This is a genomic window from Nocardioides flavescens, assembly GCF_009823805.1.
Lineage (GTDB): Bacteria > Actinomycetota > Actinomycetes > Propionibacteriales > Nocardioidaceae > Nocardioides > Nocardioides flavescens.
Genome location: NZ_WUEK01000002.1, coordinates 157,582 through 183,964 on the forward strand (window position 1 = coordinate 157,582; position 26,383 = coordinate 183,964).

Annotated in this window: 26 protein-coding genes and 1 pseudogene; 20 read left to right on the forward strand and 7 right to left on the reverse strand. The window is 72.9% G+C overall.

What is annotated here, in order from left to right:
• Positions 1 to 2: 2 nt before the first annotated feature.
• From GRQ65_RS03440 to GRQ65_RS03495, 12 genes and pseudogenes are all read left to right on the forward strand, one after another.
• Entirely contained in the window at positions 3 to 1,517 is a 1,515-nt protein-coding gene (locus GRQ65_RS03440; RefSeq protein WP_160875204.1) for a hypothetical protein, read from the forward strand.
• A 26-nt stretch (positions 1,518 to 1,543) separates the two neighbouring features.
• Positions 1,544 to 2,269: a Type 1 glutamine amidotransferase-like domain-containing protein gene (locus GRQ65_RS03445; protein WP_160875206.1), complete on the forward strand. Its 726-nt coding sequence runs from the start codon at positions 1,544 to 1,546 to the stop codon at positions 2,267 to 2,269.
• Positions 2,270 to 2,420: 151 nt separating this feature from the next.
• On the forward strand, positions 2,421 to 5,273 hold the full coding sequence (locus tag GRQ65_RS03450) for an aconitate hydratase (RefSeq protein ID WP_160875208.1): 2,853 nt from the start codon (positions 2,421 to 2,423) through the stop codon (positions 5,271 to 5,273).
• 134 nt (positions 5,274 to 5,407) lie between these two features.
• Positions 5,408 to 5,608 carry a hypothetical protein gene (locus GRQ65_RS03455; RefSeq protein WP_160875210.1) on the forward strand — a complete coding sequence of 67 codons (201 nt, stop codon included), beginning with the start codon at positions 5,408 to 5,410 and terminating at the stop codon, positions 5,606 to 5,608.
• Positions 5,609 to 5,650: 42 nt separating this feature from the next.
• A pseudogene (locus tag GRQ65_RS03460) lies at positions 5,651 to 5,788 on the forward strand (thiamine-binding protein); the annotation flags it as partial.
• 17 nt (positions 5,789 to 5,805) lie between these two features.
• Positions 5,806 to 6,240, forward strand: coding sequence for a DUF6578 domain-containing protein (locus tag GRQ65_RS03465; protein ID WP_337191499.1), 435 nt, complete (start codon positions 5,806 to 5,808; stop codon positions 6,238 to 6,240).
• Between the two features lie 99 nt (positions 6,241 to 6,339).
• The gene (locus tag GRQ65_RS22460; RefSeq protein ID WP_337191455.1) at positions 6,340 to 6,921 is read left to right on the forward strand and encodes an isochorismatase family protein; all 582 of its coding nucleotides are present in this window, start codon (positions 6,340 to 6,342) and stop codon (positions 6,919 to 6,921) included.
• Positions 6,922 to 6,952: 31 nt separating this feature from the next.
• Entirely contained in the window at positions 6,953 to 7,252 is a 300-nt protein-coding gene (locus tag GRQ65_RS22070; protein ID WP_160875216.1) for an MTH1187 family thiamine-binding protein, read from the forward strand.
• A 1-nt stretch (position 7,253) separates the two neighbouring features.
• Complete coding sequence (locus GRQ65_RS03480; RefSeq protein WP_160875218.1) at positions 7,254 to 7,976, forward strand: phosphatase PAP2 family protein; 723 nt, start codon at positions 7,254 to 7,256, stop codon at positions 7,974 to 7,976.
• Positions 7,942 to 8,361: a YjbQ family protein gene (locus GRQ65_RS03485; RefSeq protein ID WP_160875220.1), complete on the forward strand. Its 420-nt coding sequence runs from the start codon at positions 7,942 to 7,944 to the stop codon at positions 8,359 to 8,361. The genes GRQ65_RS03480 and GRQ65_RS03485 overlap by 35 nt, the downstream gene beginning before the upstream one ends.
• A complete protein-coding gene (locus GRQ65_RS03490; RefSeq protein ID WP_160875222.1) occupies positions 8,354 to 8,932 on the forward strand; it encodes a GNAT family N-acetyltransferase in 579 nt (192 codons plus the stop codon). Before GRQ65_RS03485 ends, GRQ65_RS03490 begins: the two co-directional genes overlap by 8 nt.
• On the forward strand, positions 8,933 to 9,301 hold the full coding sequence (locus tag GRQ65_RS03495) for a hypothetical protein (RefSeq protein WP_160875224.1): 369 nt from the start codon (positions 8,933 to 8,935) through the stop codon (positions 9,299 to 9,301).
• Between the two features lie 146 nt (positions 9,302 to 9,447).
• Here GRQ65_RS03495 and GRQ65_RS03500 read toward each other — a convergent pair whose 3' ends face one another.
• Complete coding sequence (locus GRQ65_RS03500; protein ID WP_160875226.1) at positions 9,448 to 10,437, reverse strand: glycosyl hydrolase family 18 protein; 990 nt, start codon at positions 10,435 to 10,437, stop codon at positions 9,448 to 9,450.
• Between the two features lie 79 nt (positions 10,438 to 10,516).
• Between GRQ65_RS03500 and GRQ65_RS03505 the strand changes: the two genes are divergently transcribed.
• The 5 genes from GRQ65_RS03505 (at position 10,517) to GRQ65_RS03525 (ending at position 16,469) form a co-directional block, all read left to right on the forward strand.
• Positions 10,517 to 10,942: a cupin domain-containing protein gene (locus tag GRQ65_RS03505; RefSeq protein WP_160875228.1), complete on the forward strand. Its 426-nt coding sequence runs from the start codon at positions 10,517 to 10,519 to the stop codon at positions 10,940 to 10,942.
• Between the two features lie 82 nt (positions 10,943 to 11,024).
• Positions 11,025 to 12,923, forward strand: coding sequence for a 1-deoxy-D-xylulose-5-phosphate synthase (gene dxs / locus GRQ65_RS03510; RefSeq protein ID WP_160875230.1), 1,899 nt, complete (start codon positions 11,025 to 11,027; stop codon positions 12,921 to 12,923).
• A 12-nt stretch (positions 12,924 to 12,935) separates the two neighbouring features.
• Positions 12,936 to 13,904 (forward strand): PAC2 family protein, encoded by a 969-nt coding sequence (locus tag GRQ65_RS03515; RefSeq protein ID WP_337191456.1) that lies wholly within the window; start codon positions 12,936 to 12,938, stop codon positions 13,902 to 13,904.
• 1 nt (position 13,905) lies between these two features.
• Complete coding sequence (locus GRQ65_RS03520) at positions 13,906 to 14,784, forward strand: acyl-CoA thioesterase domain-containing protein (RefSeq protein ID WP_160875232.1); 879 nt, start codon at positions 13,906 to 13,908, stop codon at positions 14,782 to 14,784.
• Positions 14,785 to 14,909: 125 nt separating this feature from the next.
• Positions 14,910 to 16,469, forward strand: a complete 1,560-nt coding sequence (locus GRQ65_RS03525) for a peptidoglycan DD-metalloendopeptidase family protein (RefSeq protein WP_160875234.1) — start codon at positions 14,910 to 14,912, stop codon at positions 16,467 to 16,469.
• Between the two features lie 97 nt (positions 16,470 to 16,566).
• On the opposite strand, the gene GRQ65_RS03530 is transcribed toward GRQ65_RS03525, so the two are convergent.
• Together GRQ65_RS03530 and GRQ65_RS03535 are read right to left on the reverse strand one after the other, a co-directional pair.
• Entirely contained in the window at positions 16,567 to 17,412 is an 846-nt protein-coding gene (locus GRQ65_RS03530; RefSeq protein ID WP_337191457.1) for a MaoC/PaaZ C-terminal domain-containing protein, read from the reverse strand.
• Position 17,413: 1 nt separating this feature from the next.
• On the reverse strand, positions 17,414 to 18,757 hold the full coding sequence (locus tag GRQ65_RS03535; protein ID WP_160875236.1) for a 3-oxoacyl-ACP reductase: 1,344 nt from the start codon (positions 18,755 to 18,757) through the stop codon (positions 17,414 to 17,416).
• A gap of 96 nt (positions 18,758 to 18,853) precedes the next feature.
• Between GRQ65_RS03535 and GRQ65_RS03540 the strand changes: the two genes are divergently transcribed.
• The gene (locus GRQ65_RS03540) at positions 18,854 to 20,143 is read left to right on the forward strand and encodes an acetyl-CoA C-acetyltransferase (RefSeq protein ID WP_160875238.1); all 1,290 of its coding nucleotides are present in this window, start codon (positions 18,854 to 18,856) and stop codon (positions 20,141 to 20,143) included.
• Between the two features lie 121 nt (positions 20,144 to 20,264).
• Here the strand turns inward: GRQ65_RS03540 and GRQ65_RS03545 are convergent, their stop codons facing one another.
• From GRQ65_RS03545 to GRQ65_RS03555, 3 genes are read right to left on the reverse strand one after another with little or no spacing between them, the layout of a single operon-like run.
• Positions 20,265 to 20,948, reverse strand: coding sequence for a TetR family transcriptional regulator (locus tag GRQ65_RS03545; RefSeq protein WP_160875240.1), 684 nt, complete (start codon positions 20,946 to 20,948; stop codon positions 20,265 to 20,267).
• Between the two features lie 49 nt (positions 20,949 to 20,997).
• A complete protein-coding gene (locus GRQ65_RS03550; protein WP_337191458.1) occupies positions 20,998 to 22,557 on the reverse strand; it encodes an ATP-dependent DNA ligase in 1,560 nt (519 codons plus the stop codon).
• Positions 22,554 to 23,792, reverse strand: coding sequence for an FAD-binding domain-containing protein (locus GRQ65_RS03555; RefSeq protein ID WP_160875242.1), 1,239 nt, complete (start codon positions 23,790 to 23,792; stop codon positions 22,554 to 22,556). The genes GRQ65_RS03550 and GRQ65_RS03555 overlap by 4 nt, the downstream gene beginning before the upstream one ends.
• An 85-nt stretch (positions 23,793 to 23,877) precedes the next feature.
• Here GRQ65_RS03555 and GRQ65_RS03560 point away from each other — a divergent pair, with 85 nt between their 5' ends.
• Entirely contained in the window at positions 23,878 to 24,729 is an 852-nt protein-coding gene (locus tag GRQ65_RS03560) for an EamA family transporter (RefSeq protein ID WP_160875244.1), read from the forward strand.
• A gap of 21 nt (positions 24,730 to 24,750) precedes the next feature.
• Here GRQ65_RS03560 and GRQ65_RS03565 read toward each other — a convergent pair whose 3' ends face one another.
• A complete protein-coding gene (locus GRQ65_RS03565; RefSeq protein WP_160875246.1) occupies positions 24,751 to 25,365 on the reverse strand; it encodes a maltokinase N-terminal cap-like domain-containing protein in 615 nt (204 codons plus the stop codon).
• A gap of 60 nt (positions 25,366 to 25,425) precedes the next feature.
• Between GRQ65_RS03565 and GRQ65_RS03570 the strand changes: the two genes are divergently transcribed.
• Positions 25,426 to 26,340 carry a DNA glycosylase family protein gene (locus GRQ65_RS03570; protein ID WP_160875248.1) on the forward strand — a complete coding sequence of 305 codons (915 nt, stop codon included), beginning with the start codon at positions 25,426 to 25,428 and terminating at the stop codon, positions 26,338 to 26,340.
• Positions 26,341 to 26,383 lie beyond the last annotated feature (43 nt).

A 26,383-nucleotide genomic window follows, 5' to 3' on the forward strand; every position in this document is an offset into this window, starting at 1 on the left:
GGATGCGTCTCGTCTCGGCGGTCCTCGGCTTCGCGCTGCGCAAGGCCGGTCTGTTCGTCGCACTGGTCGTCACGTCGTTCCTGGTGCTCCTGCTGGTCTCCGCGCTGGTCCCGACGCTGCGGGAGGCCGAGGCGCAGCGCGACCGGCTGGTGCAGGCCACGCAGGAGCGGGAGGGGCTGGAGCGCGACCTCGAGGCGCTGCAGGACAGCTACGACGCTGCCCAGAGCGAGGCGGTCACGTCGTTGGGCGACACGGTTGGCGCAGAGGTCGAGGGAACGCGTGACGACCTCGAGGACCAGGAGGCGGAGGTTGCCGACCGGCGCGAGGAGCGCGACGAGGCCTGCGGGACGATCGAGAGCCTGGTAGGGCAGATCCCCTACGTCACGACCCCGTGCGAGGCCAAGCAAGCGGCGTACGACGCAGCCGTCGAGGCCCAGCGGACCGTGAAGGCGGGCCTCGAGCGGGCCGAGGCCGATCTCGAGGTGCTCCGCGACCCGACGTTGAGCGACGCCGAGAAGCTGGACCGGCTCGGCGACGACGCGGGCCGCCCCGACCTGGCGCGTCAGATCGCGAGCACTCAGGCGCAGCTGGAGCGGGCCACCGCGGAGCAGACGAGCGCCCAGGAGGCCCAGGACTCGTGGGCCGGTCGCGTCGTCGACCTGTGGGACCGGTCGTGGCGCTGGCTGGCGCTGGTCGCCCTGCTCGTGATCGTGATGCCCGCCGCGCTGCGCACCCTGAGCTACTTCGTGCTGATGCCGCTGGTGAGCCGCGCCCAGCGGCCCCTCGAGCTGGCGGGTGACGACGACGCCGCGACCGCCCCGACCGCCTCCCTGTCGACGGCCCCGGCCGAGCGCACCCTCGCCGTGCACCTCGTTGAGGGTGAGGTGCTGTCGGCGCGCTCCGAGCACGTGCGGCCCGTGCAGGGCAGCGTCCGGAGCCGTCTGCTCTACGACTGGTCCTCGCCCTTCATCAGCTTCGCGGCCGGCCTCTACGGCCTGAGCCGCGTCACGGGCGACGCCGAGGGGACGCTCGCGACCCTGGCGACGCCGGACGACCCCGACTCCTACCTCATGCGCATCGACTTCACCGACCATCCGGGCGTGGTCGTCCACCCCCGCCACGTCGTGGGCGTCATCGGCGCCCCGACGCTGCGCACCCGGTGGCGGTGGGGGATCACCCCGCTCGCCCGCTGGCAGGTCCGCTACATCATGTTCGCCGGCACCGGCAGCCTGGTCGTCCAGGGCACCGGCGACGTGCGGGCCGAGCAGCCGGCGGGCCGGTCGACGCGCATGGACCAGAACCTCGTCATGGGCTTCGACTCCCGCCTGCACGTCGGCGTACGCCGAACGGAGGCGTTCGTGCCCTACCTGTGGGGCCGGACCGCGCTGGTCACCGACGAGTTCACCGGCGCCCACCCGTTCCTGTGGCAGAAGTCCACCACCGCGGGGTCCGCCAACCCCGTCACGCGGACCTTCAACGCTTTCTTCTCCGTGATCGGCAAGGTGCTGGGCTTCTGACCCGGCGGGCCTGACAGGGTGTGGTCATGCAGATCCTGGCCACCTCGGGCGGCTTCCACCCCACCGACACCGGACCGTTCCAGTGGCGTCGGGGACCACTCATCGAGCACGCGATCTCGCTCGCCGGCGATCCGGCGCAGCCGCGGTTCTGCTACCTCGGCACCGCGTCGGGCGACTCGCCCAACGGCACGGCCGGCTTCCACCGCGCCTTCGCAGGCTCGGACGTGCGGGCCTCCACCCTCGAGCTCTTCACGATGCCCAACGTCGCCGACGTGCGTGCCCACCTGCTCGCCCAGGACGTCATCTGGGTCGGCGGCGGCTCGGTCGCCAACCTCCTCGCCGTGTGGCGCGTCCACGGCCTCGACGAGATCCTGCGCGAGTGCTGGGAGGCCGGTGTGGTGCTCGGCGGGGTCTCCGCCGGCTCGATCTGCTGGTACGCCGGCGGCCCCACCGACAGCTGGGGGCTCGACCTGCGGGTCTCACCGCCGGGACTCGGGCTGCTGCCCTACGGCAACGGCGTGCACTACGACAGCGAGGAGCAGCGCCGCCCGCTCCTGCACTCCCTCGTCGCCGACGGCACCCTGCCGACCTCCCACGCCACCGACGACGGCGTCGGCCTCGTCTACCGCGGCACCGAGCTCGTCGAGGCCGTCTCCGACCGGCCCGGCGCCGCGGCGTACGTCGTCGAGCGCACCGCCGACGGCACCGTCACCGAGACGCGTCTCGAGCCCCGGCGCCTCGACCTGGCCTGACCGGCGACACGGGTCACATTCCCTCTCGACGTCGTGTATCTTGACATCAAGAGACTTTCGACCGGGTACCGCGATGCGCGGACCGGACGGCAGGATGAGTGCAGACGCGGCCCCAGCGGCTGGGGCCTCGATCAGAGGAGATGGTGGAGCGATGGCCAGCAAGGACAGCTTCGGCGCGAAGAAGACGCTCGAAGTCGGCGACAAGTCGTACGAGATCTTCCGGCTCGACGCGGTCGAGGGCGACGGCCTCGACGTGCAGAGCCTCCCGTTCAGCCTCAAGGTGCTGCTGGAGAACCTCCTGCGCACCGAGGACGGCGCCGACATCACCGAGGACCACATCCGGGCCCTCGCCGGCTGGGACGCCGACGCGCAGCCCGACAAGGAGATCCAGTTCACGCCGGCGCGCGTGATCATGCAGGACTTCACCGGCGTGCCGTGCATCGTCGACCTGGCCACCATGCGTGAGGCCATGGCCGAGCTCGGTGGTGACCCGACCAAGATCAACCCGCTCGCCCCGGCCGAGCTGGTCATCGACCACTCCGTCATCGCCGACGTCTTCGGCAGCCCCGAGGCGTTCGAGCGCAATGTCGAGATCGAGTACGACCGCAACCGCGAGCGCTACCAGTTCCTGCGCTGGGGCCAGGGCGCCTTCGAGGACTTCAAGGTCGTCCCGCCCGGCACCGGCATCGTGCACCAGGTCAACATCGAGCATCTCGCCCGCACCGTCTTCACCCGCGAGGTCGACGGCGAGCTCCTGGCCTACCCCGACACCTGCGTCGGCACCGACTCCCACACCACGATGGTCAACGGCATCGGCGTGGTCGGCTGGGGCGTCGGCGGCATCGAGGCCGAGGCGGCCATGCTCGGCCAGCCCGTCTCGATGCTCATCCCGCGCGTGGTCGGCTTCAAGCTGAACGGCGACCTGCCGGAGGGCTCGACCGCCACCGACCTCGTCCTCACGATCACCGAGATGCTGCGCAAGCACGGCGTCGTCGGCAAGTTCGTCGAGTTCTACGGCCCCGGCGTCTCGGCTCTGCCGCTCGCCAACCGCGCCACCATCGGCAACATGAGCCCGGAGTTCGGCTCGACCATCGCGGTCTTCCCGATCGACGAGCAGACCCTCGACTACCTCGAGCTCACCGGCCGTTCGGCCGAGCAGCGTGCCCTGGTCGAGGCGTACGCCAAGGAGCAGGGTCTGTGGCACGACCCGTCGGCCGAGCCGCGCTACTCCGAGCGCCTCGAGCTCGACCTCGCCACCGTCGTCCCCTCCCTCGCCGGCCCCAAGCGCCCGCAGGACCGCGTCGCGCTCTCGGAGGCCAAGCAGGGCTTCCGCGCCGCGCTCGCCGACTACGTCGACGAGGGTGACGAGGGTGCCACCGGCCCCGACGCCGCCGCCGGCGCGCAGGGCTACGACGAGAGCGTCGAGGAGACCTTCCCGGCCTCCGACGCGCCCAGCCACTCCGGTGAGGCCTCGGCCCCGCCGGTCGACTACGCTTCCTGCGCGCCCAAGGACGGCGGCCGCCCGAGCAACCCGGTCAAGGTCACCCTCGAGGACGGCACCGAGTTCGAGCTCGACCACGGCGCGGTCACCATCGCGGCCATCACGAGCTGCACCAACACCTCCAACCCGTCGGTGATGATCGGCGCGGCCCTGCTCGCCAAGAACGCCGTCGAGAAGGGCCTGCAGCGCAAGCCGTGGGTCAAGACCACGCTGGCCCCGGGCTCCAAGGTCGTGTCGGACTACTACGACAAGGCCGGGCTCACGCCGTACCTCGACAAGCTCGGGTTCAACCTCGTCGGCTACGGCTGCACCACCTGCATCGGCAACTCCGGCCCGCTCATCCCCGAGGTCTCGGCCGCAGTCAACGAGAAGGACCTCGCGGTCACCTCGGTGCTCTCGGGCAACCGCAACTTCGAGGGCCGGATCAACCCCGACGTGAAGATGAACTACCTCGCGTCCCCGCCGCTCGTCGTCGCCTACGCGCTCGCCGGCTCGATGGACCTCGACCTGTTCACCGACCCGCTCGGTCAGGACCAGGACGGCAACGACGTCTTCATGAAGGACATCTGGCCCTCGCCGGCCGAGGTCGAGCGGGTCATCGGCGAGGCGATGAGCTCGGAGACCTTCGAGAAGGAGTACGCCGACGTCTTCGCCGGCGACCAGCGCTGGCAGGAGCTCCCGACGCCGGAGGGCGACACCTTCGCCTGGGACGCCGAGTCGACCTACGTCCGCAAGCCCCCGTACTTCGACGGCATGCCCGACGAGCCGGAGGCCGTCACCGACATCGAGGGTGCCCGCGTGCTCCTCAAGCTCGGCGACTCGGTCACCACCGACCACATCAGCCCGGCCGGTGCCATCAAGAAGGACTCGCCCGCGGGTCGCTACCTCGCCGAGCACGGCGTCGAGCAGCGTGACTTCAACTCCTACGGCTCGCGCCGTGGCAATCACGAGGTCATGATCCGCGGCACCTTCGCCAACATCCGCCTGCGCAACCAGCTCGCGCAGGGCACCGAGGGCGGCTTCACCCGCGACTTCACCCGGGACGACGCCCCCGTCACCACGGTCTACGAGGCCTCGGAGGCCTACCTCGCCGCCGGCACCCCGCTCGTGGTGCTCGCCGGCAAGGAGTACGGCTCCGGCTCCTCGCGCGACTGGGCCGCCAAGGGCACCGCGCTGCTCGGGGTCAAGGCGGTCATCGCCGAGTCCTACGAGCGCATCCACCGCTCGAACCTCATCGGCATGGGCGTGCTCCCGCTGCAGTACCCCGAGGGTCAGAACGCCGAGTCGCTCGGCCTCACGGGTGAGGAGACGTTCTCGTTCACCGGCGTCACCGAGCTCAACGACGGCACCACGCCGCGCACGGTCAAGGTCACCGCGACCCGCGGTGACGAGACCGTCGAGTTCGACGCGGTCGTCCGCATCGACACCCCCGGCGAGGCGAACTACTACCGCAACGGCGGGATCATGCAGTACGTCCTGCGCAACCTGCGCCGCGCGTCCTGATCCGCACCACCTGATCGAGTACTGATCGACCAGCGCCCGCAGCGTGGCCCCGAGCCACGCTGCGGGCGCTGTCGTGTCCGGGCTCGCCTGCGGGTCGCGTGACGTCGACGGCCGGCGTGGGGGAGCATGGTCAGGTGCTCCCCGTGGTCGTCCCCGTGCTCGGCCTCGCAGCGGCCCTGGTCGTTCTCCTCCTCGCCGTGCTGACCGGCCTCGGCGAGCACCGTCGCGGCGCTCGGGCGTCGACCGTGTTCGTCGCCGCCCTGCTCTTCCCGCTCGCCTGGCTCGTCTGGTACGTCCGCGACGAGCTACCGGTGAGGCGTCGCCGCGCCGCCTGACCCCCCGACCGACCCCCTCTCCGACACCCCCAGGAGTCCCTCGTGCTCGTCGCCTTCAGCATCGCCCCGTCCGTCGCTGACGGGACCGGCTCGGTCTCCGAGGCGGTCGCGGCCGCCGTCCGGGTGGTCAAGGAGTCGGGGCTGCCGTGGGAGCTGACCTCGATGTTCACCACCGTCGAGGTCGCGACTCGTCCGTGATGGCACGCGAAGGTGCGCGTCGAGATGATGAGTCCCTGCTCGTCTGGGTCGATGCATGGCAGATGCAGTGCTGTGGCGATCCCTTCTCGATGGGCTCCCGGGTCGAGTGGACTCTCCGCGAGGGGCCAGACCGAGGGTGGTTGACCGCCGTCCTCGGTGATGACCTCGCAGCCGAGGTCACCCATGGCGAGGAGCATCACGGCGGACTGCCCGAAGGTGCGCCGCTGACCATCGGCGTCGTCGATCGAATCAGGGCGGTGAGCAGTCGCTTCGGTCCCGACCCCACGAGCGTCAGCGCTGCCGCGGCTCGCCTCGTGCCGGTTTCGGGAACCGCCGTGGTGGTCGAGGTTGCCGAGGCCGATGGTTGGTATCCCGAGGACGGTGACCGTCACTTCAACGGCTATCTGGTGGATGTACGTCGGACGGAGTCGTAGTTCCGTGAAGATCAGGCTCTCCGAGGCGCCGACTGTGTCGCCCGTGTGTCGGGGCTCCCGACCACACGCGTTCGATGCTCACCGAGCAGACGGTGCGACGTGAGCGCACAGGCGCATGAGATGCCGACGGCGCTCGTCGTGATCGACATGCAACGTGCCTTCCTCGAGGGCGATCACGCGACCCACGCACGCGCAGGCGTGCAGGTCACGGTACGCCACCTGCTCGCGGCTGCTCGAACTGCTGAGGCGCTGGTGATCCACCTCCAGAACGACGACCCAGCCGGAGCGCCGGACGAACCAGAGACGGCGGGATGGGAGTTGGCCGTCTCGCCGGCTCCGGGGGAAGCGGTCCTCCGCAAGTCCCGGGACGACGGCTTCATCGACACCGATCTCGGTCCCATGCTGGATCGCCACAGAGTCACGTCGGTGGCGGTCGCCGGATTGCTCTCCGAGATGTGTGTCGCCACCACCGCGCGATCCGCGATGACGCGCGGCTTGAACGTCGTGCTCCCGCGAGGCGCGCACGGCACGTACGACATCCCGGAGGATGACTCTCCACGAGGCGTGCCAGTGTCAGCACTACAGGTCGCCCGCGTCGCTGAGTCGTCCCTGGGAGACGAGGTCGTCATCTTGCCTGCAGAGGCGGTCCAGTTCGCACCTGCGACACCGCCGCAGTCCTGAAGTCCATCCACACCTATCGGAGGTCGTTCCCGTGCTCGTCGCCTTCAGCATCGCCCCGTCCGTCGCCGACGAGACCGGCTCGGTCTCCGAGGCGGTCGCGGCCGCCGTCCGGGTGGTCAAGGAGTCGGGGCTGCCGTGGGAGCTGACCTCGATGTTCACCACCGTCGAGGGGGAGTGGGACGAGGTGATGGACGTGGTCAAGCGCGCCACCGACGCCGTCGTGGCGGTCTCACCGCGGGTCTCGCTCGTGCTCAAGGCCGACATCCGGCCCGGCCACACCGGGCAGCTGACCGAGAAGGTCGACCGGGTCCGCGCGCTGCTCCAGGACTGACGTGGCGAGCGCTCAGAGCACCGGACGGCGCGCGGCCGCCGCCCTGACGGCGTACGCCGTGCTGGCGGGCGTCGTCGTCGCGTGGGGCTGGATGCTCACCCACACGTGGAGCGCGGTCGACGGGCCGGACGACCGGGTGTCGCGGTGGTTCGCCTCCCAGCGCAGCGGCGCGCTCGACCCGGTGGCCGAGGTCGGCACCTTCCTCGGCGAGACCGTGGTCGGGCTCGTGGTCGCCGCGGTGGTCGCGGTCGCCGCGGGGCTCGCCCTGCGCTCGCTGCTGGCGGCCGCCCTCGTGCTCGTCGCGGACGTCGGCGACGGGGGCATCTACTGGCTCGCCTCGCACGCCGACCCGCGCGACCGCCCGCCTGTGCAGATCCTCGACGCCGGGCTCGTGGCCGACCACAGCTTCCCGTCGGGCCACGTCGGCACGGCCACCGCGGTCTACGGCGCCGCGGCGCTGCTGCTGGCGGTGTGGCTGCGTCGGCGCCACCAGACCGGGCCGGGCTGGCTGCTCGTCGGCGTGCTCGCCCTCCTGCCGGCGTACGTCGCGCTCAGCCGGCTCTACCAGGGCGCCCACCACGTCACCGACGTCGGCACGAGCCTGGTCTTCGGCGCGGTGTGGCTCGGGGTGCTCGTCGCTGCGACCCGGCTCTGGCCGGGCCGTGAGGAGCGCGTGCCAGGATCGAGCGGTGGACTCCCAGACCCGTCAGTACCGCACCGGTGACCGCGAGGTCGTGCGCGACCTGACCCGCGACTGCGCGGCCTACGTCGCCGGGCGCGGCGACGGTCTGCTGCAGCTCTTCGTGCCCCACGCGACCGCGGGCATCGCGATCATCGAGACCGGTGCCGGCAGCGACGACGACCTGCTGACCGCGCTCGGCGACCTCCTGCCGGCCGACGATCGCTGGCGCCACGCCCACGGCTCGCGCGGCCACGGGCGCTCCCACGTGATGCCGGCGATCGTGCCCCCGCACGCCACGGTGCCGGTCATCGACGGCGAGCTCGCCCTCGGCACCTGGCAGAGCGTCTGCCTGGTCGACCTCAACGTCGACAACGACGAGCGCACCGTGCGGTTCAGCTTCCTGAGCGACGGGACGGGGCGTGGCTGAGGTCCGCGCGGCGACGCCCGGCGACCACCGGGCCGTCGGCGAGCTCGTCGCGGCGGCGTTCGGCGAGGAGGAGGGTCCGACGGTGGCTGCGCTCGTCGAGGCCCTGCGCCCGCGCCACGCCCGCGCCGAGCTGGTCGCGACCGAGGGCGACGACGTCGTGGGTCACGTCCTGCTCAGCCGCAGCTGGCTCGACACGCGGCGGGCCCTGGTCGAGGTGCTCGTGCTGAGTCCGCTCTCCGTCGCTCCCGACCGCCAGCGCCAGGGCCTCGGGACGACGCTGCTGCGTGCCGCCCTCGACGGGGCCCGGGCGCTGGGCGCGCCGGCAGTCTTCCTCGAGGGCGATCCGGGCTACTACGCCGAGCGCGGCTTCGAGCCCGGCGCGGCCCACGACCTCGTCCGCCCGTCGACCCGGATCCCGGAGCTCGCCTTCCAGGTCGCGCTCCTCGAGGCCCACCAGCCGTGGATGACCGGGCCCCTCGTCTACGCCGAGCCGTTCTGGGAGCTCGACTGCGTCGGACTGCGCGACCCCCTGCTGTCGCAACTCGAACAGGTGTTCGACTACCGTGGCTGAATGAGCTCCGTCGCCCCGCCCGGCTGGCCCGAGGGGGTCCGCGCGCCCGACGCGCCCGACTGGGAGCGCACCGCGGTCAACTGGCTGCTCGACATCTGCCCGCCGGAGTACCGCTCCTACCCGGTCGTGCGGCGCCACGCGCTCGTGCTCGCGCGCTTCGCCGTGCTGCACACCGAGGCCTGCCTCGTCGGGGTGCAGAAGGGCCTCAGCGAGGCCAGGGCCCAGCTGCGCCAGGTCGTCGCCCCCGAGGTCGTCGACGCCGCCGTCGAGACCTGGCTGGCCGAGGAGGCCCGGCTCACCGGCGTACGCCGCTCCGTCGGGCTGGTCGAGCAGGCGCTGCAGGGTCGGCGGTTCACCGCGCGGCTGTGAGGGGCGGTCCACCGTGAGTGGTTTCGAGACAGGACTTCGTCCTTCCTCAACCGCCGGACTCGAGCGCCGTTGGTTGAGGAGGCCGGCTACGGCCGTCTCGAAACCACTCGAGCGAGAGTGGTCTCGAGACAGGACTCCGTCCGTGCTCAACCAGCGGCGGGGAGGGCGCCGGCGGAGCCGAGGCGCCAGATCGCGAGGCCGTGGGCTCCGAGCTCGGTGGCCAGCTCGGTGCGCAGGGCGATCGAGCGGGCGTCCGACCACCACAGGCGGGTGCCGTCGGAGAGCCGGGCGGTCCACTCCCCGGGGCCGGGGCGCCACCGCGCCCGGGCGCCGTCGCGGGCGACGAGGCGGCGGGCCTGGGCGACCGTGACGGTGCGGCCCGTCCGCCCCGACGACGCGCTCGGCCAGGTGTAGCCGTAGCCCGCGACGCCGACGTCGACCTTGGCCAGCGGCACCTCGGTGGCCACGACGGCCAGAGCGCGCCGCTGCCAGCGCAGCGAGCCGACCGGGCCGGGGCCCGACCAGGTGGGCCCGTGCTGGTCGTAGGTCATGAGCGCCACGGTGTCGACGCTCTGCCCGAGCTGCGCGAGCTGGTAGCCGCGCGCGGCGTACGACGGCAGGCTGGTCGAGGCGCTGATCGCGATCGAGACCGTCCGATCGGGGGCCATCAGGGCCTGGAGCCGCTGGGCGAGCAGCACCAGGCCGTCACCGTCGGCCCGGTCCATCCGCTCGAGGTCGATCTGCACGCCGTCCCAGCCCTGCGTGGCGACGTACGACGCGAGGCGGCTCGCGACCGCCTCGACCCGCGCGGGGTCGCGCAGCAGGCGTCCGACCCGCCGCGGGTCGAAGTCGCCGAGGCGGTCGCTGTAGTTGCTGAGCAGCAGCTCGGCGCGCAGCCCCTGGGCGTGGGCCGTGGCGAGCTGGCCGGTGAGGTCGGCACCCGGGGTGCCCACGTCGCCCCCGTCGCGCGAGAGCGGCACGGCGGCGACGCCGAGAGTGCCGAGCGCGTGGGCGTCGCGCGCCACGACCGAGGCCGGGGTCGAGCCGAGGACGTAGCCGGTCGAGGCGAGCGGGGGAGCGGCGGCCGTCGGGGCTGCGAGGAGCAGGGCGGCGGCGAGCGAGGCGAGGAGACTCACACGCCACAGTCTCACGCGCGGCGTCCGGGTTCGGGCGTTGTCGGCGCGCCGCGGGCCCGGATCCCCTACTCTCCGGGGCATGAGCCAGGCCGTCGTCTCCAGCGTCCTGCGCGTCTCGCGCCACGACGCCGACCTCGTCGACCACCCCATCAACCCCGACTGGATCATCGAGGGGACGCCGCACGCCCGGATCTCCGAGTGGGCCGAGAGCCCCGACGGCACCACGTCGCACTGGACGTGGGACGTCACGGCGGGCACCTTCCGGTGGTACTACCCGGTCGACGAGACCATCGTCGTGGTCGCCGGGGCCACCAACCTGCAGGTCGACGACGAGCCGCCGGTGCGCCTCGAGGTCGGCGACGCGGCGTACTTCCCGGCCGGCCACTGGGTGACCTGGCACGTCGAGGAGTACGCCCGCAAGCACGCCGTCGTGCGCGTGCCGGTGCCGAAGGCGATGCGCTACGCCGTCAACGGCTTCGGGCGCCGCACCCACCGCCTGCGCTGACCGACGCGCCCCGACCCGCGCAGATCACGTCACACCCGCGTCGAGTGGGTCCGGCCACAGGCCCCACCTAGACTCGGTTCTCATGGGTGTCCTCCAGAGCATCGCCGAGCCGCGTGACCTGCGCGGGCTGTCCGACGAGGACCTGGCGCTCCTCGCGAGCGAGATCCGCGACCTCCTCATCAGCTCCTGCGCCCCCTCGGGCGGCCACCTCGGCCCCAACCTCGGCGTCGTCGAGCTGACCATGGCGATCCACCGCGTCTTCGACTCTCCGCGCGACCGCGTGGTCTTCGACACCGGCCACCAGGCCTACGTCCACAAGATGCTGACCGGCCGCGCCGCGGCGTTCGACCGGCTGCGCCAGGAGGGCGGGCTCTCGGGCTACCCGAGCCAGTCGGAGTCCGAGCACGACATCGTCGAGAACTCCCACGCCTCGACCGCGCTCAGCTACGCCGACGGCCTGGCCAAGGCCTACGCCATCCGCGGCGAGGACCGCCACGTCGTGGCCGTGATCGGCGACGGTGCTCTCACCGGTGGCATGGCCTGGGAGGCGCTCAACAACATCGCGGTCGCCGACGACTCGCGCGTGGTCATCGTCGTCAACGACAACGGTCGCTCCTACACCCCGACGATCGGGGGGCTCACGACGGCGCTGACCGCTCTGCGCACGAGCCCGCGCTACGAGCCGCTCCTCGACGCCGTCAAGAAGCGGCTCAACGCCGTGCCGGGCGTCGGTCACGCGGCGTACGACGCCCTGCACGCGATGAAGAAGGGGCTCAAGGACGCCGTGGCGCCGCAGGGGCTCTTCGAGGATCTCGGTCTCAAGTACGTCGGCCCGGTCGACGGCCACGACCGACACGCGCTCGAGCAGGCGCTCGCCCAGGCCAAGGGCTTCAACGGCCCGGTCATCGTGCACGCCATCACCCGCAAGGGATTCGGCTACGACGCCGCCGAGCGGCACGAGGCCGACCAGTTCCACCAGGTCGGGCCCTTCGACCTCGAGACCGGCGTGAGCACCCCCAAGGGCCGGATCTGGACCGACTTCTTCTCCGAGGAGATGCTCGAGCTCGGCGCCGAGCGCAGCGACATCGTCGGCATCAGTGCCGCGATGGTGCACCCGGTGGGGCTCGCGGAGTTCGCGGCCCGCTACCCCGACCGGCTCTTCGACGTCGGCATCGCCGAGCAGCACGCCGTGACCTCGGCCGCCGGTCTGGCCATGGGTGGGCTGCACCCGGTGGTCGCGATCTACGCGACGTTCCTCAACCGCGCCTTCGACCAGGTCCTCATGGACTGCGCGCTGCACCGCTGCGGCGTCACCTTCGTGCTCGACCGTGCCGGCGTGACCGGCGACGACGGCGCCAGCCACAACGGCATGTGGGACATGTCGATCCTCCAGGTCGTGCCCGGCCTGCGGCTCGCCGCCCCGCGCGACGGCGCCCGGGTGCGCGAGCTGCTGCGCGAGGCCGTCGACGTCTCCGACGCCCCCACGGTGCTGCGCCTGCCCAAGGGCCCGCCGCCGGCCGACATCCCCGCGATCGACCGCGCCGGCGGTGCCGACGTGCTCGTGCGCTCCGGCGAGCGCGACGTGCTGATCGTCGCCGTGGGCGCCATGGCGGAGGTCGCCGTCGACGTGGCCCAGCGCCTGGTCGCCCAGGGCATCGGCGTCACCGTCGTCGACCCGCGCTGGGTCAAGCCCGTCGACGCGGGCGTCGTCGAGCTCGCCCGGACGCACCGGTTCGTGGTCTCCGTCGAGGACAACGGAGAGATCGGCGGCTGCGGTGCCGTGCTGCTGCAGACGCTCAACGCCGCCGGCGTCACCACGCCGTTCCGCCTGCACGCGATCCCGCAGCAGTTCCTCGACCACGCCAAGCGTGCGCGCATCCTCGAGCGCATCGGCCTCACCCCGCAGGCCATCGCCCTGCGGATCGTCGAGGACGTGACCGCCGCCTCCGAGGGTCAGCCCACGGGACGCTCCACCGTCTGAGAAAATGGACGGGTGAGCACCGAGCGACTCGTCCACATCGTCGACGAGGTCCCCGCCCTCGAGGGGGTCGGCGACCTCACCATGGTGCTCGTGCTCGACGGGTTCCTCGACGCGGGCAACGCCGCGGCCCACGCCGCGCGCCACCTCGCCGAGCTGCACGTGAGCCCGACCGGCCCTGGTCCCGTCGTGGCGACGTTCGACGTCGACCAGTTCCACGACTACCGCGCCCGCCGGCCGGCGATGACGTTCGTGCGCGACCACTACGAGGACTACGACGCCCCGCGGCTGGTCGTCCGGGTGCTGCGCGACACCGGCGGCACGCCGTACCTCCTGCTCCACGGACCGGAGCCCGACAACCGGTGGGAGGCCTTCGCCCGCGCCGTGCGCGAGGTGGTGGAGCGGCTCGGGGTGACCCGGGTCGTGGCGATGGGCTCCGTGCCGATGGCGGTGCCGCACACCCGGCCGCTCACGATCACCCCGCACGCCAACCGTCCCGAGCTCCTCGTCGGCTCGAGCCCGTGGCGCGGGGAGCTGCGCATCCCCAGCTCGATGCAGTCGCTGCTCGAGCTCCGGCTGGGGGAGTGGGGCCACGACATGCTCGGCTTCGTCGCCCACATCCCGCACTACCTCGCCCAGCTCGACTACCCGCAGGCCGCAGCGGCACTGCTCGAGCAGGTCGAGCTCGCAGGTCGGCTGACCGTCGACCTCACCGACCTGCACGCCGCCGCGCGCGAGCGGGAGGCCGAGATCGAGACCTACCTCGCCGAGCACGCCGACGTGGCCGAGGTCGTCACCGCCCTCGAGCAGCAGTACGACGCCTTCCAGCGCGCCGAGGAGAGCGGTGCGAGCCTGCTCGCCTCCGACGAGCCGCTGCCGACCGGGGAGGAGCTCGGACGCGAGTTCGAGCAGTTCCTGGCGGGGCTGGACGGCCCCGACGGGCCGTCCGACGAGCGCCCCGACAACGGGCCCGGGTGGAGCTGAGGTGGCCAAGCCCTTCTCCAGCCCGGTTGCCGACCCCGTTGCCGACCTCGTCCGGCTGCTCGACCTCGAGACCCTCGACCAGGACCTCTACCGCGGCAGCCAGCCGCCCTCGGCGCGCTCGCGGGTCTACGGCGGTCAGGTGGCCGCTCAGGCCCTCGTGGCCGGCGTGCGCAGCGTGGGGGAGGGGTTCGTGCCCCACTCGTTCCACTCCTACTTCCTGCTGCCCGGCGACTACAGCCTGCCGATCATCTACAACGTCCAGCGGCTGCGCGACGGCCGGTCGTTCCTGACGCGGCGCGTGACCGCCCTGCAGCACGGTCGGCCGATCTACCACCAGACGATCAACTTCCAGCGCCCCGAGGAGGGCTTCGACCACCAGGAGCGGATGCCGCAGGTCCCGGGGCCTGCGGAGGGCGTCGACCTGATGCAGCTGATGCGGGCGGGCGGCAACGAGGAGGCCGAGGAGCTCGGCAAGGAGTGGGCCGCCATCGAGGTCTCCTGGATCGGCAGCTCCGGCCACGGGCTGCCCGAGGACCCCGACCACCCGTCGCGGGCCCGGATGTGGATCCGCATCCGGGACGGGCTGCCCGACGACCCGATGGTCCACCTGGCGGCGTTCACCTACGCCAGCGACATCAGCCTGCTGGGCGCCAGCCTCGCGGCGCACCGCGTCACGCCCGCCACGGTCAAGATGGCCTCGCTCGACCACACGGTGTGGTTCCAGCGACCCCTGCGCACCGACCGCTGGTGGCTCTACGACCAGTGGTCGCCCACGGCGTTCGGCGGTCGCGGGCTGGCCTTCGGCAACGTCTTCTCCGAGGACGGCACCCTCGTCGCGACGGCGGCCCAGGAGGGCATGATCCGCTCGCGGCGGGACTGAACCGGCCGCCTGCGGGTACTGGTCCATCCCACTCGCGCCCGGAGTCAAGAGCGACACTCAGCCGATCGGATGAATTTACGGGGGTCGTGTCGCGTGGCTGGTGTGACTCATGTTGACTGCGTTGCGTGTACCGTCCGAAGCACCGAGCCCTCGTCCGGCGCCGGTATCCACCGCCACCCACCCGTCCCGGCATCTTCATGCTGGCCGTCGCCGCAGCCCTGGCCCTCACGATCGGGCCCGCGGCGTACGCCGACCGGGGAGGCGGGGATCCACCTGGTGGAGGCCGCACCACACTGCTCACGGGTCTGGGGAAGAGCCCCGGGAGCGGTGACTGGGAGGCCGACACGGGATCCGGCCAGGGGTCGGGGAGCGGCAAGGGCAAGGACAGCAAGGCGGGCAAGGACGGTTCGGCCGAGGGGAAGACGGCCGAGCAGTCCGAGGAGCGCCGGCTCGAGAAGCTCGCGCCGACCCCGCCGCCGCTGACGGCGTACGAGATGCCGTTCCCGTGCGGGGAGACCTGGACCGGCGGCACGCGGGCCAGCCACAGCCCGAGCCCGCGCGCGATCGACTTCAACTACGCGGGCGGTGACCTCGGCAAGCCCGTGCTCGCCGCGGCCGGCGGCACCGTCACGACGGCGGTCGTGGGCAAGAACAAGCCCAGCTACGGCCAGTACGTCGTGATCGACCACGGCAACGGCGAGAGCAGCCTCTACGGCCACCTCGACAGCGTCCTGGTGAGCGTCGGCCAGGCCGTCGCGCCCGGCGCGCTCATCGGCACCGTCGGCAACACCGGCAACTCCTACGGCTCTCACCTGCACTTCGAGGAGCGGGTCGGCAACCGGGTCGTCGACGCGTGGTTCCACGGCGCGCTGTTCCCGGTCAACACCTCGCAGACGTCGCAGAACTGCGGCGGCGCGGCGGTGCCCAACACCGGGACGCCGCCGGTGGTGACGCCGGTCGTCCTCACGCCGATCCCGACCACCGAGGTGCCGCTGGCCGGCAACCTGTACGGCGGACGCGCGGCCGAGCTGGTCGTCTACCGCAAGGTCAGCCCGGCGTCGTACCACGTGACCCGCACGGGTCGCAGCGAGCGCGTCATCCGGATGGGCGGCACCGGCGACCAGCCGATGCTCGGCGACTGGGACGGCGACGGCCGGGTCAACCCGGGCGTGCGCAACCCGACCTCCCGGGTGTTCACGATGCGCGTGCGCGGCAAGGACACCTACCTGCGCTTCGGCAAGCGGACCGACTCACCCGTCGCGGGCAACTGGGACGGCGTGGGCGGCTGGGAGATCGGCGTCTGGCGCGGCAAGAACGCGACGTTCCTGCTGCGGGCGGCCGACGGCTCCAAGACCAAGGTGCGCCTCGGCGACGCCGACGACCTGCCGGTCACCGGCGACTGGGACGGCGACGGGATCACCGACCTCGGCGTCTACGACCGGGCCACGGCGGTCTTCACGCTGCGCACGGTCGACAAGGCGACCGGGACCCCGGTGCTGAGCCAGGTCCAGTTCGGCACCCCCGGCGACCTGCCGGTCACCGGTGACTGGGACGGCAACGGCATCACCGACCTCGGCACCTGGAGCATCTCCACCGCGACCTTCACCAAGCGCGGCGCTCCCGCCCCCGTCGCCCGCTCCCAGCGGGCCAAGAAGCTCGTCTGGGGGAGCCCCTCGGCGAGCTGAGGGTCGGGCTCGGGGCGGTAGTCACCGGCGTTCGGGGGTCCTGAGAGATGTCTCAGGCCCCGAAACGTCGGTGACTACCGCGCCGGGGGTGCCGTCGTCAGGACAGGCTGGTCGTGCGCCCGGCGAGGTGCGGGGCGCCCGAGCGCGGGTCGCTGAGCGAGAAGGCCCAGCCGTCCTCGAGCGGAGCGGAGCCGAAGGCGACCCGGCCCGGCAGGAGCACCGGCCGCTTGAAGGCGACGTCGACCCGCACGGCGTCGGGCAGCCGGTTCTCCAGGGCGGCGACGCTGCGCGCCATCGTCCACATGCCGTGCGCGATCTGGCGCGGGAAGCCGAGCGCCTTCGCCGTGAGCGGGTAGAGGTGGATCGGGTTGGCGTCTCCCGAGACCGCGGCGTAGCGCCGACCCAGGTCGCCGGGCAGTTGCCAGGTGATGCCGTGGGCCGGTGCGTCGGGGAACGTCGCGCCCGACGGCGCGTCGGCGTCGCCGCGGCCGCGTCGCAGGTAGGAGGAGGTCTCCTCCCACACGGTCTCGCCGTCCGCGGTCGCCGTCGTCACGAAGTCGTAGACGGTGCCCTTGCTGTGCGGCTTCGGCGCGCCGACCGACACCGAGACCGCGAGCGACTCGCCGATCTCGACCGGGCGGTGGGAGGTGATGGAGTTCTCGACGTGCACCGTGCCGATGGCCGGGGCGGGGAACGCCGGGTCGGTCATGATCGCCATGTGCAGCCCGAACGCCAGCAGGTGCGGGTAGGGCAGCGGCACGGTGTCCTTCTCGGGGAACCCGCACACCCGTGCGTACGCCGCCACGTCGGAGCGCTCGATGCGCACCGGCGGCGCGCTGCGGGAGAGCCCTCCGAAGGGGCCGCCCTTCTTGCGCACGCCGGGCAGCTGGTTGACCACGGGCACCGACGGCAGGGCGGCGCGCAGCATCACGGGGAGGGCCACGTCAGGCTCCGAGCATCATCTGGCCGCAGACCCGCACGACGTTGCCGTTGACGGCGGTCGAGCCGGGCGAGGCGTACCAGGCGATCGTCTCGGCGACGTCGACGGGCAGACCGCCCTGCGACATCGCGTTGAGGCGCTGGCCGACCTCGCGGGTCGCGAAGGGCACGGCGGCGGTCATCTGCGTGATGATGAAGCCCGGCGCCACCGCGTTGACGGTGATGCCGTCCTCGAGCTCGTCGGCGAGGCTGTCGACGAGACCGATCACGCCGGCCTTGGAGGCGGCGTAGTTGGTCTGGCCGACGTTGCCGGCGATGCCGGCGATCGACGCAACCCCGACGATCGAGCCGCCGGCGTTGACGACCTTCTGGTCGAGGAGCTCGCGGGTGATCCGCTCGGGGGCGGTGAGGTTGACCGCGATGACCTGCTCGAAGCGGTCCTCGGCCATGTTGGCGAGCTTCTTGTCGCGGGTGATGCCCGCGTTGTGGACGACGACGTCGACGCCGCCGTGGCGGGTCGAGAGCTCGTGGGCCAGGCGCTGCGGCGCGTCCTTGGCGGTGATGTCGAGGGCGATCCAGTCGCCGTCGAGCTCCTTCATCAGCTTCGCGAGGTCGTCGGCGAGCTGCGGGACGTCGACGCCGACGACCTTGGCGCCGTCGCGGTGCAGCACGCGGGCGATCTGCTCACCGATGCCGCGGCTCGCGCCGGTCACGAGGGCGACCTTGCCCTCGAGCGGGCGCTTCCAGTCGGCGACCTCGGCGGCGTCGAGGTGACCGTGGGCGCCGATGCGCACGACCTGGCCCGAGACGTAGGCCGACTTGGGCGAGAGCAGGAAGCCGAGCGTGGAGGCCGCCGCGCCCTCGGCGCCCTCGGCGACGTAGACCAGCTGGACGGTGCCGCCCTTGCCGATCTCCTTGCCGAGGCTGCGAGTGAACCCCTCGAGCGCGCGCTGAGCGACGCGCTCGGCGCCGGAGACCTGCTCCGGCGGGGTGCCGAGCACGACGACGTGCGGGCAAGAGGCGAGCGAGCGCATCTTCGGCGTGAAGAACTCCTGCAGCGCGCCGAGCTGGCCGGAGTCGGTCAGGCCGGTGGCGTCGAAGACCAGGCCCTGGTAGCGCTCGCCCTCGCCGGGGGCGCCGGCCACCGGGGCGGCGTGGATGTCGAGGCCCGCGAGCAGCGTCGGCAACGACTCGGCGAGGCGTCCGCGGCCGCCGACGGCGACGAGTCCGTCGACGAGCGGCGCGCCCTCGGCGTACCGCTTCAGCTCGGTGGGGGCGGGGAGGCCGAGGTTCTTGACCAGCAGCTTGCCGATCGCGCTCGACGTGAAGTCCTGGTAGCGGTCGCTCATGGTGTCATGTAACTCTCTGTGTAACTCCGAGTCCACATTTCGTGATCCCCGTCGCACGGTCTTGTCTCTCGATGTTACCCACGAGAAACTTGCGTCATGGAGAAACAGACCCGCCGCGTCGCGATCGTGGGTGGCAACCGGATCCCGTTCGCCCGCTCGAACACCGCCTACGCCACCGCGTCCAACCAGGAGATGCTGACCGCCGCGCTCGACGGTCTGGTGGCCCGCTACGGCCTCGAGGGCGAGCGGCTCGGGGAGGTCGTCGCCGGCGCCGTCCTCAAGCACTCGCGCGACTTCAACCTCACCCGCGAGTCCGTCCTCGGCTCCAAGCTGTCCGCCGAGACCCCCGCCACCGACATCCAGCAGGCGTGCGGCACCGGCCTGCAGGCTGTCATCCAGGTCGCCAACAAGATCGCCCTCGGCCAGATCGAGTCCGGCGTCGCCGGCGGTGTCGACACCACCTCGGACGCCCCCGTCGCCATCAGCGAGGGCCTGCGCAAGAAGCTGATGAAGGTCAACGCCGCCAAGGGCACGCGCGCCCGGCTCGCGGCCCTGGCCGCGATCCGCCCCGGTGACATCGGCATCTCCGTGCCGCAGAACGGCGAGCCCCGCACGCGGCTGTCGATGGGCGAGCACCAGGCGCTGACCGCGCTCGAGTGGCACATCACCCGCGAGGCCCAGGACGAGCTGGCCGCGGCCTCGCACCACCACCTCGCCGCGGCGTACGACGCGGGGTTCATGGACGACCTGATCACGCCGTTCCGCGGCCTCGAGCGCGACAACAACCTGCGTCCGGACTCCTCGGTCGAGAAGCTCGCCAAGCTCAAGCCGGTCTTCGGCAAGGGCGAGGCCGCCACGATGACCGCGGGCAACTCGACCCCGCTGACCGACGGTGCCTCCACGGTGCTGCTCGCCTCCGAGGAGTGGGCGAAGGCCCACGGCCTTCCGGTGCTGGCCTACCTCACCGACTACGAGACCGCCGCCGTCGACTACGTCCACGGCAACGAGGGCCTGCTGATGGCCCCGGCCTACGCCATGCCGCGGATGCTCGCCCGCGCGGGCCTCGGCCTGCAGGACTTCGACTTCTACGAGATCCACGAGGCGTTCGCCTCGCAGGTGCTCTCCACGCTGAAGGCGTGGGAGGACCCGGTGTTCTCGAAGGAGCGCCTCGGCCTCGACGCCCCGCTCGGCGAGATCGACCGGACGAAGCTCAACGTCAACGGCTCCTCGCTGGCCGCCGGGCACCCCTTCGCCGCCACCGGCGGTCGGATCGTGCCCGTCCTCGCCAAGCTGCTCTCGCAGTCCGAGGGCGGCACCGGCCGCGGCGTCATCTCGGTCTGCGCCGCGGGCGGTCAGGGCGTCACCGCGATCCTCGAGCGCGCCTGACGCTCCGCCCACGTCGTACGACGGCCCCGTCGCCCCGCGAGGGCGGCGGGGCCTTCGGCACGGTGGTTGAGGAGGTCGTGCAGCGACCGTCTCGAAACCACTCGAGACGGCGCGGGCCGGGTCAGTTGCCGGCGAGGGCGAGCGCGGTGGTCACGAGGTAGGAGCGGACCTGGTCGGGCGAGATCGCGCCGACGGTCGGGACGCCGGGAGCCGACTCCGTGACGAGGATGCCGACGCGGGCGAGCTGCAGCGCACCGAGGCCGCTCGCGTAGAGCGTGTTGGCCAGCAGGGTCGGGTCCTCCACGGTGAAGTCGCCGCTGTCGACGCCCTGCTGCAGGGCGGCGATCAGCAGCGCGAGGCAGCCGGAGATCCCGCGTCCGAGGCGGAACAGCGCGCCCTCGCTGATCTCGTCGAGCAGCTCGGGGCCGCTGCGTCGCATCAGCGCCTGCGCGCAGTCGATGAAGGCCGGGTGCTCGAGGCCGTAGTCGACGAACGCCGTCACCAGCTCCTCCAGCTGTCGCGCGGCCGGACCGCCCGGGGTGGCGGCCGCAGCCAGCGCCTCGCGCAGCTCCTCGAGGTAGCTCACCAGCGTCAGCGCGAACAGCTCCTCCTTGCCGGAGAAGTGCCGGTAGACGATCGCCCGGTTGATGCCGACGGCCTTGGCGATGTCCTCGATCTGCGCGTCGCGCACGCCGCGCTCGTCGAAGAGCGCCCGGGTGGCCGCGATGATGTCCTTCTCCCGCGCCCGACGACGGGCTGCGGCGGCAGAACGACGGCCGTCGGTCTCGGGAGCGCGGGTGACCACCTCCTCATCGTAGTGATGTTGCAACTCGCAGTTGCACGACTGTGACGGTTCAGACAGGTGTGTCGGGCGGCGACGCCAGTGCGCGCACGGTGTCGATCGTGTCCGCCTCGGCGGCGCTCTTGTCGTCGCGGTAGCGCACGACCCGGGCGAAGCGCAGGGCCAGACCGCCGGGGTAGCGGGTGGAGCGCTGCAGGCCGTCGATCGCGATCTCGACGACCTGCTCGGGGCGCACGTGGACGACGTGGTCCTCGCGGTGCGTCTCGAGCTCGAGGAACCGCTCGGTCTGCCAGGCCAGCATCTCGTCGGTCATGCCCTTGAAGGTCTTGCCGAGCATCACGAAGCCGTCGCCGGCGCCCGAGGTGTCGCGCGCGCCGAGGTGGATGTTGGAGAGCCAGCCGCGGCGTCGTCCCGAGCCCCACTCGACGGCGAGCACGACCAGGTCGAGGGTGTGGACGGGCTTGACCTTGACCCAGGCGGAGCCGCGTCGGCCGGCGTCGTACGGCGCCGCGAGGTGCTTCACCACGACGCCCTCGTGACCGCGGGCGAGCACGTCGGCCACGAACGCCTCGGCGTCGGCCAGGTCGTCGGTCTCGAGGCGGGCGACGAGGTGCTCGGGCGGCACGAGCCGGGCCAGCGCGGCGAGACGCTCGGAGGCGGGGGAGTCGACGAGGTCCTCGCCGTCGAGGTGGAGCAGGTCGAAGAAGTACGGCGTGAGGTGGACCCCGGCGGCGCTCGCGGTGCGCGAGGCGGTCTCCTGGAACGGGCGCGGTCGGCCCGCGTCGTCGAGGGCGAGGACCTCGCCGTCCAGGACGAACGACGTGGCGGACAGGGACCGTGCGACCTCGACCACCTCGGGCAGCCGCTCGGTGATCGTCTCGAGCGAGCGGGTGGCGACGAGCACGTCGTCACCGCGCCGGTGGACCTGGATGCGGATGCCGTCGAGCTTGGTGTCGATGGCGACCGGCGCGCCCGCCTTGGCCATGGCCGCCTCGACGGTGGTGGCACTGGAGGCGAGCATCGGCAGCACCGGCCGCATCACCTCCAGGCCGAACTGCGCCAGCGCCTCCTCCCCGCCGTTCAGCGCCGCGGGGGCGACCGCGACGGTCGAGCCGGCCATCATCGCCGCGCGCCGCACCGCCGCTAGGGGCACGTCGCCGGCCGCGGCGAGCCCCTCCTGGACGAGGGAGTCGAGAGCGCCCTGTCGCACCTCGCCGGTCACGAGTCCCCGCAGCCACGCCTGCTCCTCGATCGTGGCCCGGCCGAAGAGGTCGGCGGTCGCTGCGGCGCGCGCCGTCGCCGAGCCGGCGCCCGAGAGGGAGGCGATGCCCTCGAACGCCTCGTGCACCTCCGTCACCGACAGCGTCGGCTCCGTCGCGGGCTCCGGCAGCGCGCTGAGGGAGCGCCACCCGAGTCCAGTGCGGCGCTGGCGCAGCGAGCCGGCGAGGTAGGAGGTGACGGTGCGGACCTCGTCGTCAGGGGCACCGGCCACCCGGGACAGCAGCTCGGCCAGGGCGGCGGTCTTGGCCTTGCGCGACCGGGTCGCCGCGAGCCGTGTGGAGGTCTCGACCACCTCTGCGAGCAGCACGGGCTCGACGATCGCCCCGGTCACCGTGGCCCACCCCTCTCGACGCTCTTGCGCCACCCTGTGAACGAGCGCACCGGAGCCGGTCGCGGTCGCACCAGCCACGGCCAGGGGTGCACCTCGCGCAGGTCGAGCCGCGCGCTGCGGCGCGCCCACCCCGGCACCGGGGCGTACGTCGAGGCGAGGGGCACGCCGGCCAGCTCGTCGACGACGGCGCCGCGGCGCAGCTCGAGCGGCCGCGTCGCGGCCAGCTCGCCGAGGGTCTCGGCGAGGAAGACCAGGCGCTTGCCCGACAGCCGCAGCCGGCGCAGCAACGGCTCGTCGAAGACGAAGACGGCGGGTCGGTCCGGGTCGGCCGCGAGCGCCGGGTCGCGCTCGGAGAGCGACTCCGCGGTCAGCCACACGGTCTCGGCCCCACCCGCGCCGTCCACCTCGGCGGGGCCGGCGGGGATCTCGCCCTTGCCCAGGTCGGGGCCGTCGACCGACGGGCCGAGGTCGGCGTCGGGCCACCCCTGCACCGGACAGGCGTCGGCGAGCGGGCAGGAGCGGCACAGCTGGGGTGCGCGCTTCTCGACCTGCCAGCGGCTGAACCCGTAGGACTTGCCGCTGCCCGTGCCGACCGTCCACTGCCAGCCGAGGCGGTTGGCGGCGCGCGAGCCGTCGAGCAGGTGGGTGAACATCGCGTCCTCGCCCGCCTGCCACGCACCCCCGGCCCGGACCGCCCACTGCGAGGCCAGCCACATGCGGGTCTGGTTGACCACCCAGCCGTCGCGGTGGAGCTCGCCCACGACCTCGTCCATGCAGGCCATCCGCGCCGGCCAGGGGTCCTCCCAGGGCTGCGGGCGCGGCTGCTCGCGGCGCAGGGGCTCGGCGAGGGCGGGACCGATGCGCGCGTAGAGGTGGCGGGCGTACTCCTGCCACATCAGCTCGTCGCGGTACTTCCAGCGGTCGCGACCGGGGGCCGGCTCCACGGCGTCCCACACCTCGCGCAGCGTGAGCAGGCCGTGCCGGACGTAGGGCGACATGCGGCTCGCGCCGCGTCGTTCGGGCGGCAGGACGGTGCTGCGGGTGCGGGCGTAGCCGGCGACGTCGAGCGTCGCGAGCGCGGCGTCGGCGGCCGACTGGCCGCCCCGGAAGCCCCCGGACCGGACGCCGTCGGGGCCCTCCAGGGTGAGGTCACCGAGGTGGGTCGTGACCCAGGAGACGACGTCGTCGACGGCGGCTCCGTCGGCGACGGACGGGGCGGGAGGCAGGACGGGCACGTCAGGAGGTGCCCGATCGGAGTCGGGGGAGCAACATGAGGACAGTCCACACCCGAGCACCGACACCCGAGAGCGAGGAGTGGGAGTGCACCTCGACCCGGGACCTCTGGTGGTCGTGCTGGTGCTCGTCGCCGCGGTGCTCCACGCGGGTTGGAACGCCGTGGCCCACGCGGCGGTCGACCGGCTCGTGGGGTTCGCGCTCATCAGCGTCGCGACCCTGGTGATCGGGGGCGTGCTCGTCGTGTCACGTCCGGTGCCGGACGGCCACGACCTCGCGCTGGCGTGCACGTCGGCGTCGCTGCACGTGGCCTACCTGCTGCTGCTCTGGCTGAGCTACGAGCACGGCGACCTGAGCCGCTCCTACCCGATCGCGCGCGGCAGCGGGGTCGCCCTGGTCGCGGTCGCGTCCTTCTTCGTGCCGCGCAGCCCCACCGGACCGGCGGTGCTCGTGGGCGTCGCCCTGGTGGTCGGCGGGCTCGTCGGCGTGGCTGTGGCCGGGGGCGGCGGGAGCCGCCGCGGCCTGGTCGCCGCGCTCGCGACGGGGGTCGCGATCGCCGGCTACACGGTCGTCGACGGGCTGGCGGTCAGCGGCGGCGCCGAGGTGGCGGCGTACGCCGGCTGGATCTTCCTGCTGATGTCGTGGCCGCTGCCGCTCCTGGCGCTCGCCCTGCGCAGGGGAGCACTGCTGCGGCTGCCGCGGCGCCAGCTGCTGACCGGGCTCGCCGGGGGCGCCGTGTCCCTGCTGGCCTACGCCCTGGTGCTGATCGCCCAGACCAGCGGTGCGCTCGCGGCCGTCGCCGCCCTGCGCGAGCTCAGCATCGCCGTCGGGGTGGTGCTGGGTGCGGCGGTGCTGCACGAGCCCGCGGCGCGTCGCCGTCTCCTGCCCGCGGTGGTGCTCACCGCGGGGGCCGTCGTGCTGGCCCTCTCGATCACCTGAGGACGATCACCCGGAGGCGGCTCACCGCACCCCGGCGAGGACCGCGCTGCCGCCGTCCCAGGTGGCGTGCAGGTGCTGGGCCGCGACGGGCGCCTCGCCCAGGACGCGCGCGACGACCAGCTGCAGGGCGCCGGCGTCGACGACGGTGACCGGGCCCTCGTCGTACGGTCGGGCCTCGGTGACCTCGGGGGTGGTCTCGGCCGAGCCGTCGCCGCGCACCTGCGCGCTGGTCGGCTCCACCCGGTGGGCCCCCGACTCGTCGGTGAACTCGCGGTCGCCGCCCCGGTCCCCGGTCAGCACGACCCGCGCGAGTACCTGAGCGAAGACGGGGTCGGCACACGCGTCGTAGACCCACCGCGTGCCCAGGACCGAGTGCTCGGTCGTGCCCACGAGGTGCTCCTCGGCGTCCTCGAGGGGCTCGGCGCGGTAGGACAGCGGGACGAACAGGTCCGGCACCTCGGGCCCCGCCCCCAGCACGAACCCCTCGAGACCGACCTCGCCCGCCGGGTCGTCGAAGCGGAACGCCGCGCGGGTTGTGCGGCTCACGCCGTCCCACCACCCGCGGGTCGGCAGCCACCCGTCGATGAGCTCCTGCTTGGACGGGACGAGCTGCGCGCGCGGATGGAGGAGGGCCACCCGGCCACGCTAGTACGCGCGGTACGACGGACGTCGGCGCCCGGTCGTAGGCTCGGCGCCGTGCAGGGACAGCGTCGGGTGTGGCGGCCGGACTGGCCGTGCCCGGTCGTGCGGATCCTGCACCAGGGCCGCCACGGTCGCAGCGACCCGACGTTCCGCGTCGACGAGGCCGGCCGGGTCTGGCGCGGTCTGCGCACCCCGGAGGGGCTCGCGTCGCTGGTGGTGCAGGCGCGGCGCGACGAGGTGCACGCAGAGGCGTGGGGAGAGGGGGCCGCGTGGGCCCTCGAGGCGGTCCCGGGGCTGCTCGGTGCCCACGACGACTGGTCGGGCTTCGAGCCCCGGCACCCGGTCGTCGCCGAGGCGTGGCGCCACCACCCGCACACCCGGCTCGGACGCAGCGGTCTGGTGATGGAGGCCCTCGTGCCGGCGATCATCGAGCAGAAGGTCACGGGTCAGGAGGCGTTCGCGGGGTTCCGCCGGCTCGTCCACCGCTTCGGCGAGCGTGCCCCGGGCGCCGGGGCCGACGTGGGGCTGTGGGTCCAGCCCGACGCCGCCACGCTGCGCCGCGTGCCGTCGTGGGAATGGCTGCGCATGCACGTCGACCCGCAGCGCAGCCGGGCGGTCGTGACCGCCGCCCGGGTCGCGGAGGCCCTCGAGCGCACCGCGGGACTCCCGCACGACGAGGCCGACCGACGCCTGCAGAGCCTCCCCGGCATCGGGGTCTGGACCAGCGCCGAGGTGCGTCAGAAGGCGCACGGCGACCCCGATGCGGTGTCGTTCGGCGACTACCACGTCGCCAAGGACGTCGGCTGGGCGCTCACCGGGACGCCGTTCACCGACGCCGAGATGGAGACCTACCTCGAGCCGTGGCGCCCGCACCGCGGACGGGTGCCCGCGCTGCTCGCCCTCGCGGGCCTGCACCGGCCCCGCCACGGGGCGCGCATGGCGCCGCGTACGCACCTTCCCGCACGCTGAGCCGTGCGGACCAGACCGGTTTCTGCTCGACCAGGCTGGATAA